Annotated in this window: 15 protein-coding genes; 6 read left to right on the forward strand and 9 right to left on the reverse strand. The window is 72.8% G+C overall.

What is annotated here, in order from left to right:
• Positions 1–173: 173 nt before the first annotated feature.
• Positions 174–1043, forward strand: a complete 870-nt coding sequence (locus K1T35_RS03385; RefSeq protein WP_220258724.1) for an RNA methyltransferase — start codon at positions 174–176, stop codon at positions 1041–1043.
• Between the two features lie 9 nt (positions 1044–1052).
• Positions 1053–1607 (forward strand): DUF2537 domain-containing protein, encoded by a 555-nt coding sequence (locus K1T35_RS03390; protein WP_220258725.1) that lies wholly within the window; start codon positions 1053–1055, stop codon positions 1605–1607.
• A 2-nt stretch (positions 1608–1609) separates the two neighbouring features.
• Here K1T35_RS03390 and K1T35_RS03395 read toward each other — a convergent pair whose 3' ends face one another.
• Positions 1610–2467: an SMP-30/gluconolactonase/LRE family protein gene (locus K1T35_RS03395; RefSeq protein ID WP_220258726.1), complete on the reverse strand. Its 858-nt coding sequence runs from the start codon at positions 2465–2467 to the stop codon at positions 1610–1612.
• A 164-nt stretch (positions 2468–2631) separates the two neighbouring features.
• Here K1T35_RS03395 and K1T35_RS03400 point away from each other — a divergent pair, with 164 nt between their 5' ends.
• A complete protein-coding gene (locus K1T35_RS03400) occupies positions 2632–3564 on the forward strand; it encodes a sigma-70 family RNA polymerase sigma factor (RefSeq protein WP_220258727.1) in 933 nt (310 codons plus the stop codon).
• Between the two features lie 424 nt (positions 3565–3988).
• On the forward strand, positions 3989–4552 hold the full coding sequence (locus tag K1T35_RS03405) for a hypothetical protein (protein ID WP_220258728.1): 564 nt from the start codon (positions 3989–3991) through the stop codon (positions 4550–4552).
• 278 nt (positions 4553–4830) lie between these two features.
• On the opposite strand, the gene K1T35_RS03410 is transcribed toward K1T35_RS03405, so the two are convergent.
• The 6 genes from K1T35_RS03410 to serC form a co-directional block, all read right to left on the reverse strand.
• The gene (locus K1T35_RS03410) at positions 4831–5175 is read right to left on the reverse strand and encodes a VOC family protein (RefSeq protein ID WP_255621546.1); all 345 of its coding nucleotides are present in this window, start codon (positions 5173–5175) and stop codon (positions 4831–4833) included.
• Between the two features lie 123 nt (positions 5176–5298).
• On the reverse strand, positions 5299–5970 hold the full coding sequence (locus K1T35_RS03415) for a response regulator transcription factor (protein WP_220258730.1): 672 nt from the start codon (positions 5968–5970) through the stop codon (positions 5299–5301).
• Positions 5967–7442, reverse strand: coding sequence for a sensor histidine kinase (locus tag K1T35_RS03420; RefSeq protein ID WP_220258731.1), 1476 nt, complete (start codon positions 7440–7442; stop codon positions 5967–5969). The genes K1T35_RS03415 and K1T35_RS03420 overlap by 4 nt, the downstream gene beginning before the upstream one ends.
• Positions 7439–8086 (reverse strand): phosphatase PAP2 family protein, encoded by a 648-nt coding sequence (locus tag K1T35_RS03425; protein WP_255621548.1) that lies wholly within the window; start codon positions 8084–8086, stop codon positions 7439–7441. The genes K1T35_RS03420 and K1T35_RS03425 overlap by 4 nt, the downstream gene beginning before the upstream one ends.
• A gap of 90 nt (positions 8087–8176) precedes the next feature.
• Positions 8177–9454 (reverse strand): septation protein SepH, encoded by a 1278-nt coding sequence (gene sepH / locus K1T35_RS03430; RefSeq protein WP_220258733.1) that lies wholly within the window; start codon positions 9452–9454, stop codon positions 8177–8179.
• Between the two features lie 142 nt (positions 9455–9596).
• A complete protein-coding gene (serC, locus tag K1T35_RS03435; RefSeq protein ID WP_220258734.1) occupies positions 9597–10733 on the reverse strand; it encodes a phosphoserine transaminase in 1137 nt (378 codons plus the stop codon).
• A 1045-nt stretch (positions 10734–11778) separates the two neighbouring features.
• Between serC and K1T35_RS03440 the strand changes: the two genes are divergently transcribed.
• On the forward strand, positions 11779–12600 hold the full coding sequence (locus K1T35_RS03440; protein WP_220258735.1) for a hypothetical protein: 822 nt from the start codon (positions 11779–11781) through the stop codon (positions 12598–12600).
• On the opposite strand, the gene K1T35_RS03445 is transcribed toward K1T35_RS03440, so the two are convergent.
• Positions 12528–13541 carry a GlxA family transcriptional regulator gene (locus tag K1T35_RS03445; protein WP_220258736.1) on the reverse strand — a complete coding sequence of 338 codons (1014 nt, stop codon included), beginning with the start codon at positions 13539–13541 and terminating at the stop codon, positions 12528–12530. The two genes, K1T35_RS03440 and K1T35_RS03445, sit on opposite strands and share 73 nt — an antisense overlap.
• On the opposite strand from K1T35_RS03445, the gene K1T35_RS03450 reads away from it, so the two are divergent.
• Positions 13540–14886: an MFS transporter gene (locus tag K1T35_RS03450; protein WP_220258737.1), complete on the forward strand. Its 1347-nt coding sequence runs from the start codon at positions 13540–13542 to the stop codon at positions 14884–14886. The genes K1T35_RS03445 and K1T35_RS03450 overlap by 2 nt on opposite strands.
• Before the next feature lie 26 nt (positions 14887–14912).
• Here the strand turns inward: K1T35_RS03450 and K1T35_RS03455 are convergent, their stop codons facing one another.
• Positions 14913–16076, reverse strand: a complete 1164-nt coding sequence (locus K1T35_RS03455) for a citrate synthase 2 (protein ID WP_370645303.1) — start codon at positions 16074–16076, stop codon at positions 14913–14915.
• Positions 16077–16139 lie beyond the last annotated feature (63 nt).

The following is a 16139-nucleotide window of genomic DNA, read 5'->3' on the forward strand; positions in this document are numbered from 1 at the left end:
TCCCGACCCCGGGCGTGCCCGGAGCTTCGCTCGATGCTCGCGGGCGATCGGGCCGCGGCGGCGGCCGCGTCGCGCGCGGGCTGTCCACCTTGGCACCCGTGGTGATCCCTCCGCTACGGCCGACCGGATGACCGGTGCCGACCGACTGGCCCAGCCTGCGACGATGGATCCCCGTGGCAACCATCACTCCCGTCGACGACCCGGCAGATCCACGGGTGGACGACTTCCGCGACCTCACCAGCGCCGATCGCCGCCCCGACCGGCCCGGCGGACGAGGGCTGGTGATCGCCGAGGGGGTCGTGGTGGTGCGCCGCATGATCGACTCGCCGTACCCCGTGCGGTCGCTCCTCGGAGTACCCCGTCGCTTCGACGAGCTGGCCGACGACCTGGCCACGCTCCCCGTGCCCGCCTACGCCGCCGACGCGGAGACGATGGCCGCCGTCGTGGGGTTCCACCTCAACCGGGGCGTGTTAGCGGTGGCCGACCGCGCCGCGCCGCCCGACGTCGCCGAGCTGCTGCGGCACGCCCGGCTCGTGGCCGTGCTGGAGGGCGTGAACGACCACGAGAACCTGGGTGCGCTCTTCCGCAACGCCGCTGCGCTCGGTGTCGACGCGGTGCTGCTGGGCCCGCGCTGTTCCGACCCGCTCTACCGCCGCAGCGTCCGGGTCTCGATGGGGCACGTGCTGCGCGTCCCGTTCGCCGAGCTGCCCGGTCCGTGGCCGGCCTCGCTCGACGTCCTGCGGGCCGCTGGCCTGCGGGTCGCCGCGCTCACCCCGGCTCCCGACGCGCAGCCCCTCGCCACCGCCGACCTGGCCGGGCAGCGGGCCGCCGTCTTGCTCGGAGCCGAGGGGCCAGGGCTCACCGCGGAGGCCCTCGCGGCCGCGGACCTGCGCGTCCGGATCCCGATGGCGTCCGGCGTCGACTCGCTGAACGTCGCCACCGCAGCGGCCGTGGCGTTCCACGCGCTCACGCCGCTCGAGGAGGGCGCTCCTGGCGACCGATTGGGCCGTTCTCACGCTGCCCGCGGCAGAAAGGCGACCTAGGCTGGCGAGGTGCGGCTCGGTTCGGGGGGACGGGTCCTGCTCGGCGAGCGCCGGGTAGGTGATCCACCGCTGCCGACCGAGCTCGAGGACGCGCTGCGGGAGTGGGCTGCGTTCGCCGTCACCGTCTCGGGCGCGGGCGGGCCCGCGGAGCGCGACATGCTGCAACGGAGGGGACGCCAGCTCGCCGCCCGCCTCGCCGACGCGCTGGGGCGCACCGTCACCTACACCGATCCGGTGTCCGGCCGGGTCGAGGCCGTGCCCGCCCCGACCACCGGCCCGATCCCACGCCAGCCCGACGACGTCGAGCCGACGCCGTGGGCCACCGGCCTCACCGTGTCCGCGTTCACAGCGGTGGTCGTCGCGATCGGCGACGTCGCGCTCAGCCGGGCGTTCGCCGAAGCCTTCGGGCTGCTGTGGGTGCCGGCGAACATCCTCGTCGCGCTGGGCCTTGCGCCCTCGCTGCACCTGCTTCGGCGCACGCCGTTCTGGCGCTGGCCCGCGCTCGGTGCCGCGGCCGGTCTGGCGGCCGCGTGGGTGGTCCTGTTGCTCGGGCAGCTCGGCTGACACTAGGGGCGGCCTGCGTGGGCGGCCGGGGCGCGGGCGGTGAGCACCAGCCCGGTCTCCGGGCCGGTCAGCAGGCGCTCGATGTTCTCCTCGAAGCCCTCGTACATGTGCCAGTCCGCGGCGAGCACGAACAGCGTGCGGCCGTCCTCGCCGCCGAGCGTGCAGGCGAACCCGGCCCGGTCGAGGGGAACCGTGGCCAGCACCTCCCCGCCCTCGGCCACCCGTAGGCAGGCCGGTCCCGCGTCCGTCCAGCCCGGCGTCCATACGGCGCCCTCGGCGTCCAGCACGATGCCGTCGCCCGGCACTGGTGCCCACACCCGCCGGTTCGACAGGCTCCCGTCCGGCTCGATGTCGAACGCGGTGAGCGTGCCGGCGAACGACTCCGAGACGATCAGTGTCGAGCCGTCCGGCGTGACCGCCATGCCGTTGGGGAACGCGATCCCGTCGGCGACGCGCCGCACCGCGCCGTCGGGCGTGACGAGCGCGACGAACCCCGGCGCCTCGCCCGCGTCCGGGTGGAAGTCGGTGCCGCCGTTGACGTAGATGTTGCCGCGGCCGTCCACGACGATCTCGTTGAGACCGGCGCCGAGACCACCGAGGTCGGCGTGGTCGACGAGCGAGCCGTCGGGCTCTTGGCGCAGCAGCCTGCCCTCGGGCCCCGCGACCACCAGCAACCGTCCGTCGGGGAGCCAGTCGATCGAGAACGGGATCGTGGTCGGCACCGTGGCCATCACCTCGGCACGGCCGTCCAGGTCGACGGCGAGGACCTGCTGCGCGCCCCAGTTGGACAGCCACAGCCTGCCCTCGTGCCATCGCGCCGACTCGCCGATCTTCAGCCCGGTCAGCAGAACATCGCTCATGCCACTCATACGAACGGGAGGCTCCCACATCGACGCCGAGGAGGGCCCTGAAGAACTCCGACCCACTGCGGGCGCCGATCGGTGGAGGCCCGTGAGGAGCTCGTCACGTCGGTGGGTTCCGGCCGGTCATAGTGATGACGGTCCTCGAAGGAGGTTTGGGGCGGATGCCGGAGGACAGCTGGCTGGCTGAGCAGTTCGAGACCCACCGCGGGCACCTGCGCTCGGTCGCGTACCGCATGCTCGGCTCGACGAGCGAGGTCGACGACGCGGTGCAGGAGTCGTGGATGCGGCTGGCCCGCTCGGAGCCCGGCGACGTGGAGAACCTCCGGGGCTGGCTCACCACGGTCGTGGCCCGGGTGTGCCTCAACAAGCTCTCCGCACGCAGCTCCCGGCGTGAGGAGCCGATCGACGGCCAGGTCGCCGAGGCGGTCGGGAACCTGGAGGCGGGCGTCGACCCGGAGCGCGAGGCGTTGCTGGCCGACTCCGTGGGTCTCGCGCTCCTCATGGTGCTCGAGACACTCACGCCCGCGGAGCGACTCGCTTTCGTGCTGCATGACATGTTCGCGGTGCCGTTCGACGAGATCGCCCCCATCGTCGAACGCTCCCCGGCCGCGGCCCGCAAGCTCGCCAGCCGCGCCAGGCGGCGGGTGCACGGCAGGGCCACCGTCCCCGATACCGACCAGGCCCGGCAGCGGGAGCTGGTCGAGGCATTCCTCCTCGCGTCGCGCAGCGGCGAGTTCGAGGCACTACTCGCTGTGCTCGACCCGAACATCGTGCTGCGGGCCGATGACGAGGCCGTGCAGATGGGCGCCGAACGTGAGGTGCGCGGCTCGGCGGCGGTGGCACGCACGTTCTGCGGGCGGGCACAGGGCGCACGGCCGGCGCTGATCAACGGTGTGCCCGGGGCGGTGTGGGCGACCGGCGGACGCCCTCGTGTGGTGTTCGGCTTCACCGTCCGGGACCGGCGTATCACCAGCATCGGCATGCTCGCCAACCCGAAGGAGCTCCTTCGTCTCGACGTGGTGTACCTGGTGCCATGCTGTGCAGAGCCCGGCGAGCGGCCAGGACCGCGCGAGATCTGCCGGCCGAGGCCGTAGGGCGGCTGCTGGCCGCGTGCACCCGACCGCGGGACCGCTTCCTGCTGATCTTGCTCGAACAGACCGGGCTGCGTCTGGGCGAGGCCATGGGCCTTCGTCACGGCGACCTGCGGCTGCGCGCCGGCGAGGTGCGGGGTTGTCCCGCGCCGGGACAACGCCAACGGCGCCCGCGTGATGGGGCTGAAGCTGATCCGGGGTCATGGTCATGCACCACCCCGAGTCGCAGCCCTCGTCGTCGAAGACGAGCGGCAACGTCTGCGTCCCGGCTGGCACGACTCACGCAGCGCATCGTTTGCAAGGTGGTCGGGCGATGCGTCGGGCAAGCTATTGCGAAACATCTGGTAACGGCCCGTGTATGAATGCTTCGGTTGGCAGGTTGGGCGTGTGAGTGGGTCAAAAGTGCCCATGCCGCCATACTGCTGGTGTGGGATGGGATGACTGGGTGGTGTCGCGGTCGCGAGAGCTCGTGTCGTTGCGCGGTCGCCGTGTCGATTCGTGGGTGGGCGTGGAGATGGCCCTGTGGGGGGCACCGGACGACGACGGCAGTGACCCCCAGTTCGGCGGACTGGAAGTGCCGTGTCTGCATCTGCTGGGTTTGCAGGCGTCCCGGGACCACGGCGGCGTGGTGAGTGTCACCACCTACCAGGACGATGTCTTCTTCGGTTTGCTGCCCAGTTTGGAAGCCAAGTTCGCAGACGGGGGCAGGCCCTGGGAGGGGATCTACCGCTGGCGACCGTTGACCGAGCTGCCGACCGGCCGGATTGAGCATGTGGCTGTGTTCGCCGACGAGGGTGTCCTGGCCGAGGTGCACCTTCGCATCGGTGGGCAACCGCTGTTGCTGGTCGCGGGTGAATTGGACGGGACGCCTGCGGATGGGCTGCTGTTCCACCGGCTCGACGATTCTGTCCTGGCGTTCACCGATCTCGCCGCGGTTGAGCACGCCATTTGGACCTCGTCGCGGCAAGACCTCGCCCTGATCCACCAGTGATGGCCGCGCGACTTCCTGGGACCGACTGAAGCGTTCAGCCACCAGAGGCCTGCCCCTGGGGCGCGCGGCGCCACCGAAGGCGGTCGGATGGGCACGATCAATGTTTCGGCGCGGAAACGGGCGAAAACGACCCGGGAACGCGCCGAACTGCTGATCAAGCCACCATTCCGGGGGCAATGCGGCGATCAAGGTGCAATGGTCGCTAGTTGATCTCCGATCGCGACCAATAGCCCTTGATCACCGCGCTGACCTGCCGGCCTCGGACGAGGCCAGGTAGATCATGGCCGAGCTAGCAGGCCGATGACGTTTCCGTCTGCGTCCCTGATCAACGCGGTCTGCGCGCCACCACCGACGTCCTTCACGTCTTGCTGCACCTCGGCGCCGGCGTCGACGAGTTCCTGGACGCTCCTCGTGATGTCGGTGACCCGCCAGTACACGATCGGGCCGGTCATCCCCTTGCGGTGACCGTTGGGGTCCAGGCCGATCCGGCGGCCGTCGACGTCGAACCCGACGTAGTACGGCTCGTCCTTGACCGGCGCGACCCCGGTGAGTGCGCGGTAGAGAATCTTCGCCTGCTCGAGATCCTTGACCGGGTGGACGACTGTTTCGATGCCATCGACCACGTGCTCGACTCCTTCCACAGCGTGTCGACGAGGCCTCGCCGACACACACATGACCAGCCGCAGCAGCGAGATGTGACCGATCTCTGCGGTCCCGGTCGAGCGCGACCGCGCGGACGGTCTCGGTCAAAGGCAGCCCGCCGGCCCTCCTGGGGGCGGGATGAGCCCGGCGTCGTGGGCGACGATCGCGGCCTGCACCCGGTTGCGGGCACCGAGCCGGCCGAGGATCGTGCTGACGTAGATCTTCACGGTGCCCTCGACGACGTGCAGCCTGCGGCCGATCTCGGCGTTCGACAGGCCGGCTCCGATGAGGCCGAGCACCTCGCGCTCCCGGTCGGTGAGCGCGGCGACCTGCGCGTGGGCGCTGCCCGCTCGGTGCGTGGTCGGCAGGCCGTCCAATACCCGGCGGGTGACGAGCGGTGAGAGGTATGCCGCGCCCGATGCGACGGCACGGACGCCGAGGACGAGCTCCTGCGGGTCACCGGTCTTGAGGACGAACCCCGCGGCCCCACCGCCGAGGGCACGCGTGATCGACGCGTCGTCGGCGAACGTGGTGAGCACGAGCACCGGCGTGGCGATCCCGATGCGGACCAGCTCCGCGGCCGCGTCGACGCCGTCGAGGTGTGGCATCCGGATGTCGAGCACCGCCACGTCCGGCCGGTGCGCCCGCACCATGTCCACGGCTTCCCGCCCGTCGGCGGCCTCGCCGACGACCTCGATGTCGCCCGCGGTGCCCAGCACCGCCGCGACTCCTACGCGGACGACCGGCTCGTCGTCGGCGATCACGACGCGGATCATCGGGTGATCAGCTCGACTCCCACGACCCGATCCTCGCGGACGCAGAGCCGATACAGGTCGCTGCCGTGCGCGTCGAACGGGTTGGCGTGGGTGCTGTAGTAGCGGCAGGTCGCGCCCGGCGGCTCCGCCGGCACGTCGCCGGGACCGTCCGTGCGAATCCGTTCCGGCAGCGTGACCTCGCTGATCGGATCACCGGGACGGATGCCGGCCGGGTCGAGCACGGACGTGGCGGCGTCGAACCACATGTAGGCGAGCACAGCGGCGACCCCGGTGACCGACACGAGCGCCGCGGCCAGCACGACCCGCCGTCCCGCGCGGCGCATGCGTTCCCGGGCGCGGCGCTGCTCGACGTCGGTGGTCATGGGGGCAGGCGCCGTGGGTGATCGGGGAAGGCAGGCCGTGACGCGGAACCCGCCGTCCGGGGCGGGGCCGGCCGTGAACGCGCCTCCGAGCAGCCGGACGCGCTCGGCGAGGCCGGCCAGCCCGAGCCCGGCACCGGGCGCGGTGGCGCGCGGCGCCGGGCCGCTGTCGACAGCCACCTCTGGCCCGTGCTCGGCATCCCCCAGCGTGACCCGGACCGGGGCGCCGGGGGCGTGCTTCATCGCGTTGGTCAGCGTCTCCGCGACCACGCGGCTCAGGGTCGCGGCCACCACCGGATCGTGCGGGCGGAGCTCTGCGGCCTCGAGGGTGACGTCGAGACCGGCCGCGGCGCTGCGCTCGACGAGCTCGGGCACGGTCCGTCCGGGATCGTCGGGCTCGGCCCTGAGCAGGCGCACGGTGTCGGCGAGCCGCTCGGCCGCGGCCGTGATGCCGGCCCGGGCGGACCCGGCGGCGGAGCGGTACCGCGCATCGAGGGTGGGGTCGAGCTCGAGCGCGCCGATCTGGAGGGCCGCCCTGGCCAGCTCGTGCCCGAGCAGGTCGTGCATCTCGCCGGCGAGCCGGGCCCGCTCCCTTGCGCGGGCATGCTCGGCCTCGCGCTCCCAGCGGGCTGCCCGATCCCAGCCTGCGCGCACCAGCTCGTCGCGCAGGCGGCGGTAGCGGCCGACGGTCCACGGCACGGTGGACAGCACGGCGGCGCCGACAGCGGTCCCGATCGCGGTATCGGCCTCGCCGACGACGAGCAGGGCTGTGACCGCGCCCGCGGCGGGCCCGAGTACGAGCACGGCGGCGTCGCGGTGTCCCGACGCCGCACTGCGCCCCGCGAGGAGCGCGACGCCCGCGAGCCCGACGGCGAGCGTCGACGCACCCAGCACGGAGTCGGTCTCCGCGCGGCCGAGGTAGCCGATCTCCCACGCCGCGACGGCGATCGCCAGCGCGAGGTAGGGCCGCCGCTCGGTGAGCAGCACCGCGACGCCGAGCGCCACGACGTGGGCGGCGACCTCGGCCGGGGCGAACCGGTCGGGCGATGAGGCGAGACCGGCCCACAGCACCGGGACGGTGCCGAGGACCCACAGGACCGCCCGGAGCGTCACCGCACGCGGAGCGGTTGGGTGGGGGCCTCGACCGGCCCGGCGCCGAGAACCAGCCGGCCCGTGGGCCGGGAGCGCAGCCGCAGCACGGTCGTCTCTCCCATGTGGGCGATCGTAGGTAGCGCGGCGGCCACGACGGCGCCCAGCAGGAAGCCGGCCACGACGTCGTGCGGGAAGTGCACGCCGACCACCACTCGGGACGCGGCCGCCGCCGCAGCGAGCACGAGCACGGCGAAGCCGAGTCGGGCGGCCGACCACAGCACGGCCACCGCGACCGCTCCGGCGACGGAGGCGTGGTTGCTCGGGAACGACCAGTCGCCCACCGCGGGGCACGGCGCGATCGTCGGCGCCGCGACGAGCCGGCATGGCCGGTCGACCGCTTTCCACTCCTTGGCGGTCTCACTGAGCGCGTACGCCAGCACCGTGACGACGGGCGCGGCGAGCGCACGTGCGGCGACGGTCGCCTGCCGGGTGCGGGCGCGCCACCAGAGCAGCGCGAACGCGGCGAGGTACACCGCGAGCACCGCATCCGTGGCGAGAGCGGTCGCCGCCTGCAGCGGGGCCGGGAGCTCGGCGGCCGCGCCGACGATGCCGCGGTACCACTCGGCGCTGACGTCGGGGACGTCCGGGATATCGAGAACGATCACCCGTGCCAGCGTCGGCACGGCGAGGGCTCGGCGCCGCTGCCGAAAGGCAACGACCCGCCCTGCCGATCGGCAGGACCCGGCCCGAGCGGGTCAGCGCTGGCCGCGTACCCCGAGCAGGACCTCGTCCCAGGACGGCATCACCGGCTTGCCCTTCTTGGTGCGCTTGCCCGCGGCGTTCGGCTGGGCGGCCGCCGCAGGCGGCTCGGGCGGGACGGTCTCGGCCGGCTCCTCGGGAGCGGGAGCTTCGGCCGCAGGTTCCGGGCTCGCCGCAGGCCTGCTCGGGGCCTTCTCGGTGCCGGCAGGCCCCGGGTGGCGGCGCTCGGAGCGGACGGCGGGCTCGCGGACGGCACTGCCGTTGTTCGTCCCGGGTTCCGGGGCGGTGGGCTCGGCGGCTTCCGGCCTGGCGCTTTCGGTGCGCTCCGGTCGGCTCGCGGAGGCGGCGGGCGGGTCCACCTGGGTGGGCCGCTGCCGCCGGTCACGATCGCCCGCGTCGACGGGGGCCGGCTCGGGCCGGTTGCGCTCCGGGCGGGCCGGCTCGGAGCGCGGCGGCTCGACGGGGGACTGGCGTTGCGTCGGCGGCACCGACCGGCGGGGCTCGGGTGCGGTGCGAGCAGGCGAGCGCTCGACCGTGCGGGCGTCGGCGGGGGGCGGCGTGTCGATCCGCGAGCCGCGAACGCCGTCGGACGCGGCCGCCCGCAGCTCCTCCTCGGGTCCCGGGGCGGGCTCGGGATCCTCGGGACGGGCGATGTCGATGACCGGACCGACGGTGCGCAGCGGCCGCGCGGGCAGGCCCTCGACCAGGTCGCTGGCGTGCTCGTCGACCGCGGTGACCGTGCCGCCGTGGGCGCCCGGCTGGAACGTCCAGTGCGCGCGGTTGTCGGAACGGCCCGCCTGCCAGGACAGGGCGACGACCCACTTGCCGTCCTCGCCCTTCCACGAATCCCAGTCGGCGTCGGCGTACTCCTGGCCGCGCAGGCCGAAGGTGTGGGCGACGACATCGCCGAGGGTGCGGGTGTCGGGCCCGTCCGCGCGCATGGGGTGGGCGCGCTGGGCGACCTCCGCGGTGCGGGAGCGTTCCAGGAGCACGGGGTAGGCGAACCGCTCGATCTTCTGGATCGGCACGCCGGCCGCGGCGGCGACCTGCTCCACGGACGCCCCGGCGCGGATGCGGGCCTGGATCTCACGTGGACGCAACTGGCTCTCCAACTCGATCGAGATCTGTCCGAGCCGGGTGAGATCCCCCCTTGCGGCAGCGCGAAGCTGCTCGTCGGCGGGCACGGTGAAGCGCTCGCGTCGCACCGGGTCCTCGAGGACGACGGAGAACTCACCGCCACCCTCGGTGATCCCGACGACCCGCAGCGCCCGCATCAGCGGCCCTCCCGCTCTCGTTCTCCCCGTCCGGGTGACGTTAGTTGCCGGATCGCACCCTGCGTCGGAGGCGCGCCGACGACTCCCGGGTTGAGCTGGGACGCATGTTACTGGTGTGACTACGCAGCGCTCACAGCGGTGATCAGGACAGCCGCTCGACGACCCAGTCGATGCACCCCGTCAGTGCGCTGATGTCGGCAGGGTCGACCGCGGGGAACATCCCGATGCGCAGCTGGTTGCGGCCCAGCTTGCGGTACGGCTCCGTGTCGACGATGCCGTTGGCGCGCAGAATCTTGGCGACGGCCGCCGCGTCGACCGAGTCGACGAAGTCGATCGTGCCGACCACCTGGGACCGGTGGGCCGGATCGGTCACGAACGGGGTGGCGAACTCCGACTTCTCCGCCCACGCGTAGAGCCGCCCGGACGAGTCGGCCGTGCGCGCGACGCAGGCGTCGAGCCCGCCGAGCCCGAGCATCCAGTCGATCTGCTCGGCCATGAGGAAGAGCGTGGCGAGCCCGGGCGTGTTGTAGGTCTGGTCCTTCACCGAGTTGTCGACAGCCGTGGCGAGGGAGAGGAACGGCGGGATCCAGCGGTCGGTGGCGGCGAGCTCGCTCACGCGCTCCAAGGCGGCGGGGCTCATCAGTGCGGCCCACAGCCCGCCGTCGGAGGCGAAGCCCTTCTGCGGCGCGAAGTAGTAGGCGTCGGCATGGCTCACGTCGACCGGGAGCCCGGCCGCGCCGGAGGTGGCGTCGATGAGCACGAGCTGGTCGGGTGTGGTGCCCTCGGGGCGCACGACCGGAACGGACACGCCGGTGGACGTCTCGTTGTGCGCCCAGGCCAGCACGTCGCACGAGGGGTCGGCGGTCGGCTCGGGCGCGCTGCCCGGCTCGGCCTTGACCACCAGCGGGTCGGCGAGGAACGGGGCGCCGCGCGTGGAGTCGGCGAACTTCGAGGAGAACTCGCCGTACGCGAGGTGCAGCGCGCGCTCGCGCACCAGCCCGAACGCCGCGGCGTCCCAGAACGCCGTGGACCCGCCGTTGCCGAGCACGACCTCGTAGCCATCGGGCAGCGAGAACAGCTCCCGCAACCCGCTGCGCACCCTTCCGACCAGTGACTTCACCGGCTTCTGGCGGTGCGAGGTGCCCATGATCGCCGCACCCGCTCCGGCCAGCGCCGTGAGCTGCTCCGGTCGGACCTTCGAGGGGCCACAGCCGAAGCGTCCGTCTGCGGGCTTGAGGTCGGCGGGGATCTGCAGGTCGGCGGACGAGGAAACGGTCACGGTCCCGATTGTCGCAGCCGCGGCGGCCCGAACGGGTCTGGGTCCGCACCGCGGCCGATGACAAACCGCACTTCACACACTGAACAGGGACATCACACAAGGCCGGCCTTGTGTGAAGCTGGCACGGGGTGTGTGAAGTCACCTCGGCGCGCGTTGACCTGGCGTGCGCGGCCTCCGTTCGGGCGCACCCGTGCGGCCGTTCGCTGACACCATGGTCGAGAGATCATCGGCGAAGGGGCAAGCGGAGATGTCGAACGCATCGGATCGGCCGGAGCAGGGTGACCGGCCGACCGCACCGGTACCCGAATCGGGCGAGGCGCCTCCGGCGAGCTCGGAAGAACCGGCCGCACAGGAAACCGAATCACCCGCGGACGCCGCGGCGGAGCCGGCCACCTCCCAGGTCGGCCCCGACGAGCGGGCGGGCGCCGACGAGGGTGCGGGCGCCGCCGCGGGCTCTGAGAACGGTCCGGGGATCGATCTCGACAAACGATCGACCGATGGCCCCGCGGTGGCGACCGAGCCCGCTCTGTCGGCCGGTGCGCCGGAGCCGCCGCGGCCGGGGGAGGGACCGGTCGACCACGGGCAGCCGGGGCACCAGCCGCAGGATCACCAGCAACCGGGATACGGGCAGCCGGGGTACGGACCACCCGGCTACGGCCCGCCACCCACCTACGGCCCACCGCCGGGGTACGGCCCGCCACCGGGGTACGGCCCGCCACCTGGTTATGGCCCGCCACCTGGTTATGGCCCGCCACCTGGTTATGGCCCGCCACCTGGTTATGGGCCGCCACCTGGTTATGGGCCGCCACCTGGTTATGGGCCGCCACCTGGTTATGGGCCGCCACCTGGTTATGGGCCGCCACCGGGCTATGCACCGTCGTTCGGCTACGGCCCGCCGCCGCCCTATGGGCCGCCACCGGGGTACGGCGCACCGGGATACGGGCATGGGCCCTACGGCCCGCCCGCTCCACAGCCGCCCCGCCCCGGCATCGTGCCGCTGCGCCCGCTCGGCCTCGACGACATGCTGACCGGGACCGTCAGGTACATGAGGTCCAATCCGTCCCTGGCGCTCGGGGTGACGGCGGTCGTCATGGTCGTGGTCCAGGCGATCCAGCTGCTCGTCGAGTTCGCCCTTGTCGGGATCGACCCCGCGGAACTGGCGCAGGGCCGCAGCAGCGGACTGGTCGGTTCGCTGATCGGCACGGTCGGGAGCAGCCTCGTATCCGTCGTGCTCGGCGCGGTGCTCGCCGGCCTGCTGCTCGTCGCGCTCGGCCAGGCCGTGCTCGGGCGGTCCATCGGGGTGCGTCAGGCCTGGCAGGTGATCGCGCCGCGAGTGCCCGGCCTGATCGCGCTGTCGCTGCTGGTCTGGCTGGCGATCATGGTGGTCGTGCTCGCCCCCACGTTTCTCGGGCTCGTCTTCGCCGCGACGGGCTCAGGCGGCGGGATCGTGTTGGGGCTGTTGCTGCTGGTGGTCGCGGTGGTCGTCACCTGTTATCTGGGCGTGCTGTGGGTTTTTGCGCCGGCGGCGTACGTGCTGGAACCCATCGGGGTCATGGCGGCTCTTCGCCGCTCCGTCGAGTTGGTCCGCGGTTACTGGTGGCGGACGTTCGGCATCCTGCTGCTCACCGGGCTCATGATCGTCATCCCGGCGGTCGTCGTCATGGTCGTGGTCGTCCTGCTGTCCGTCTTGCTGCCGCCCGCCGCCATGCTCATCAGCGTGCCGCTCGCCGCGGTGGTGCTGGCCACCTTCGCCACTCCGTTCGGCGTGGGCGTCACCGGGTTGCTCTACCTCGATCAGCGGATCCGCAAGGAGCGCCTCGACCTCGAGCTCGCACGCTCGGCGGATTGGCCGGCCGCCCCGCGGTAGGTCCTGCGGTACGCCAGCGGCGCCACGCCGATGGTGGCGTGCAGGTGCTGGCGAAGCGACGCGGTAGTTCCGAACCCGGACTCGGCGGCGATCCGCTCGACGGGCAGGTCGGTGGTCTCCAGCAGCCGACGCGCCGCCGCCACCCGCTGCGTGATGAGCCACTGGGCCGGGCTCATGCCCGTCTCCTCCCGGAAGCGGCGGGTGAAGGTCCGCACGCTCATCGAGGAGTGCGCGGCGAGGTCGGCGAGGCTGAGTGGCTCGTGGAGCCGTTCGAGGGCCCATGCCCTTGCGGGCGCGGTGCCGGGGCCGTCCGGGTCGGGTACCGGCTCCATGAACTGCGACTGCCCGCCCTCGCGCCACGGCGCGACGACGCTGCGCCGCGCAACGCGGTTGGCCACCGCTGCGCCGTGGTCGCGCCGCACGATGTGCAGGCACAGGTCGATGCCCGCGGCGTTGCCGGCGGAAGTGAGAACGTCGCCGTCGTCGACGTACAGGACGTCCGGGTCGAGGTCGACCTGCGGGAACAGCGCCTGGAACGCGTCGGCGTGCATCCAGTGGGTGGTGGCGCGGCGCCCGTCGAGCAGGCCGGCGGCAGCGAGGACGAAGGCGCCGGTGCAGATCGAGACCATTCGGGAGGCGAGGCCGTCGAGTGCCCCGGCGAGCTCCGGTTCGAGCACGCCGCGCTCCGTCGCGGAGCCGCTGTAGATCCCCGGGATGATGACGGTGTCCGCGGTGCGCAGGATCGACGCGTCGTGCTCCGGGAGCACGCTGTACCCCGCCGACGTGCGCACCGGGCCGCCGTCGAGCGTGGCGACGCGCACCCGGTACAGCGGCTGCCCCGCGTCGTCGACGGCCGTGCCGATCAGCTTGTGCGGCAGCCCCAGTTCGAACGCCACCACGTCGGGTAGCGCGAGCACGGCGACGTCGTGGCGTTCGGGCATGGCTGGATTCTTTCATGTATTGGCCGTCGGGCCACTGTCGAATCGTCTCCGCGGCAGCGAAACTCCCTGCGTGACGCAGCTCGAGAGCGCGAGACGCATCCACCCCGCTTGGTGGGTGGCCGCCGTGACCTTCCTCGCCCTCGTCGGGGCAGCCGGCTTCCGGGCGGTGCCCGGCGTCCTGATGAACCCGCTGCACGACGAGTTCGGCTGGTCCATCAGCACGATCTCCCTCGCCGCCGCCGTCAACATGGCGCTCTACGGCCTCACGGCACCGTTCGCGGCGGCGCTGATGGAGCGCTTCGGCATCCGGCCGGTCGTCACGGCCGCGCTCGTGGTCGTCGCCGCGGGGAGCGGGCTCACCGTGTTCATGACGGCGAGCTGGCAGCTGATCCTCTGCTGGGGCGTGCTCGTCGGCCTGGGCACCGGATCGATGGCGCTCGCCCTCGTGGCCACCGTGACTGGGCGGTGGTTCGTCGCCAGGCGCGGCCTCGTCTCCGGGGTGCTGACAGCGGGCGGCGCCGCAGGCGGGCTGGTGTTCCTCCCGCTCGTGTCCCAGCTCGCCGAGGCGTACGGCTGGCGGCCTGCGGCGCTGGCGGTCGCGTTCACGGCGCTCGCCGTCGCCCCGCTCGTCATGTGGCTGCTGCGCGACCGGCCCCGCGATCTCGGCGTCGCGCCGTACGGCGGCACCCCTGCCGACGACGTCGACCCGGTGCGCAGCGGCGCGGGCCGGCTCGCCGTGCGCGCGCTGGTCACGGCCGCCCGCACGAAGGGGTTCTGGTACCTGGCCGCCGGCATGATGATCTGCGGTGCCACCACGATGGGCCTGATCCAGCCGCATTTCATCCCGGCCGCGCACGACCACGGCATGCCGCAGACGGTCGCCGCGGGGCTGCTCGCGCTCGTCGGGATCTTCGACGTGGCCGGCACCATCGCGTCCGGCTGGCTCACCGACCGCGTGGACCCGCGCTACCTGCTGCTCGTCTACTACGTGCTGCGCGGGCTCTCACTGCTCGCGCTCCCGGCACTGTTCGGGCCGGACATCCAGGCCAACATGGTGGCGTTCATCGTGTTCTACGGCCTGGACTGGGTGGCCACGATCCCGCCGACGATGGCGCTGTGCCGAGAGCTCTTCGGCGCGGCGGCACCGGTCGTCTTCGGGTGGGTGTTCGCCTCGCACCAGGTGGGCGCTGCGGCCATGGCGCTCGGCGCCGGCATCGTGCGCGACGAGCTGGGCGCCTACGACGCGGCCTGGTACGTGGGCGGCGCGATCTGCGTGGTGGCGGGCTTCCTGTCCCTGCTCGTGCGCAAGCGCGTTCCGAAGAACGGCGCGCTCGTCGGAACCTGACTGACGAAACGCGCCGTTCGTCGGAATCAGGCGTGGGCTATGTCGGACCAGCCCTCGACGTCCTCAGGACGCCTCGGGCGCGGGCCGATGTACTGCCCCGCCGGGCGCACCAGTTTGGCCTCGCGCTTCTGCTCCATGATGTGCGCCGACCAGCCCGCGGTGCGGGCGCTGGTGAACATCGCGGGCATCATGTGCGGCGGCACCTCGGCGAAGTCGAGGATCACGGCGGCCCAGAACTCGACGTTCGTCTCGATCGGGTGGTCCGGCCTGCGGGTGCGCAGCTCGGTGAGCGCGGCCTGTTCGAGCGCTGCCGCTGCGTCGTAGCGCGGGGCCTTCAGCTCGAGGCACGTGCGGCGCAGCACGCGGGCACGCGGGTCCTCGGCCCGGTAGACGCGGTGCCCGAAGCCCATCAGGCGCTCCTTGCGGTCGAGGATGCCCTTGACAAGGCCCTCGGGGTCCCCCGTCCGCTCGACCTCCTCGATCATCGGCAGCACCCTTGCCGGCGCGCCACCGTGCAGCGGGCCCGACATGGCGCCGATCGCGCCCGACATCGACGCCGCGACGTCGGCACCGGTCGAGGCGATGACCCGCGCGGTGAACGTCGAGGCGTTCATGCCGTGCTCGGCGGCGGACACCCAGTACGCGTCCACTGCCTGGATGTGGGCCGGGTCGGGCTCCCCGCGCCAGCGCGTCATGAACCGCTCGGTGATCGTTTCGCACTCGTCGATGCGCGACTGCGGCACCGCGGGCACGCCGATCCCGCGCGCCGACTGCGCCACGTACGACAGCGCCATCACCGATGCCCTCGCGAGCTGGTCGCGGGCCTCCTCGTCGCCGATGTCGAGCAGCGGGCGGTAGCCCCAGTACGGCGCGAGCATCGCCAGCGCCGCCTGCACGTCCACCCGGACGTCGCCGGTGTGCACCGGGATCGGGAACGGCTCCGCGGGTGGCAGGCCGGGCCCGAACCGGCCGTCGACCAGCAACGCCCATACGTTGCCGAAGGTCACCTTGCCGACGAGGTCCTCGATGTCGACGCCGCGGTAGCGCAGCGAGCCGCCGTCCTTGTCGGGTTCTGCGATGCGGGTGCGGAAGGCGACGTGGCCCTCCAGGCCGGGGGTGAAGCCGGGCGGAGGCGGCGGTACCGCCTCCTCGCCCTGGTCCGATCCGGGTGCGGTCGGCGCAGTGGTCACCGCGTCCTCCTCGTCGTGGTTGGCGCAACCCTGCCGCTGCATCGGGGGACGTGCAACGGGCGA

Source organism: Pseudonocardia sp. DSM 110487 (assembly GCF_019468565.1).
Taxonomy (GTDB): Bacteria; Actinomycetota; Actinomycetes; order Mycobacteriales; family Pseudonocardiaceae; genus Pseudonocardia.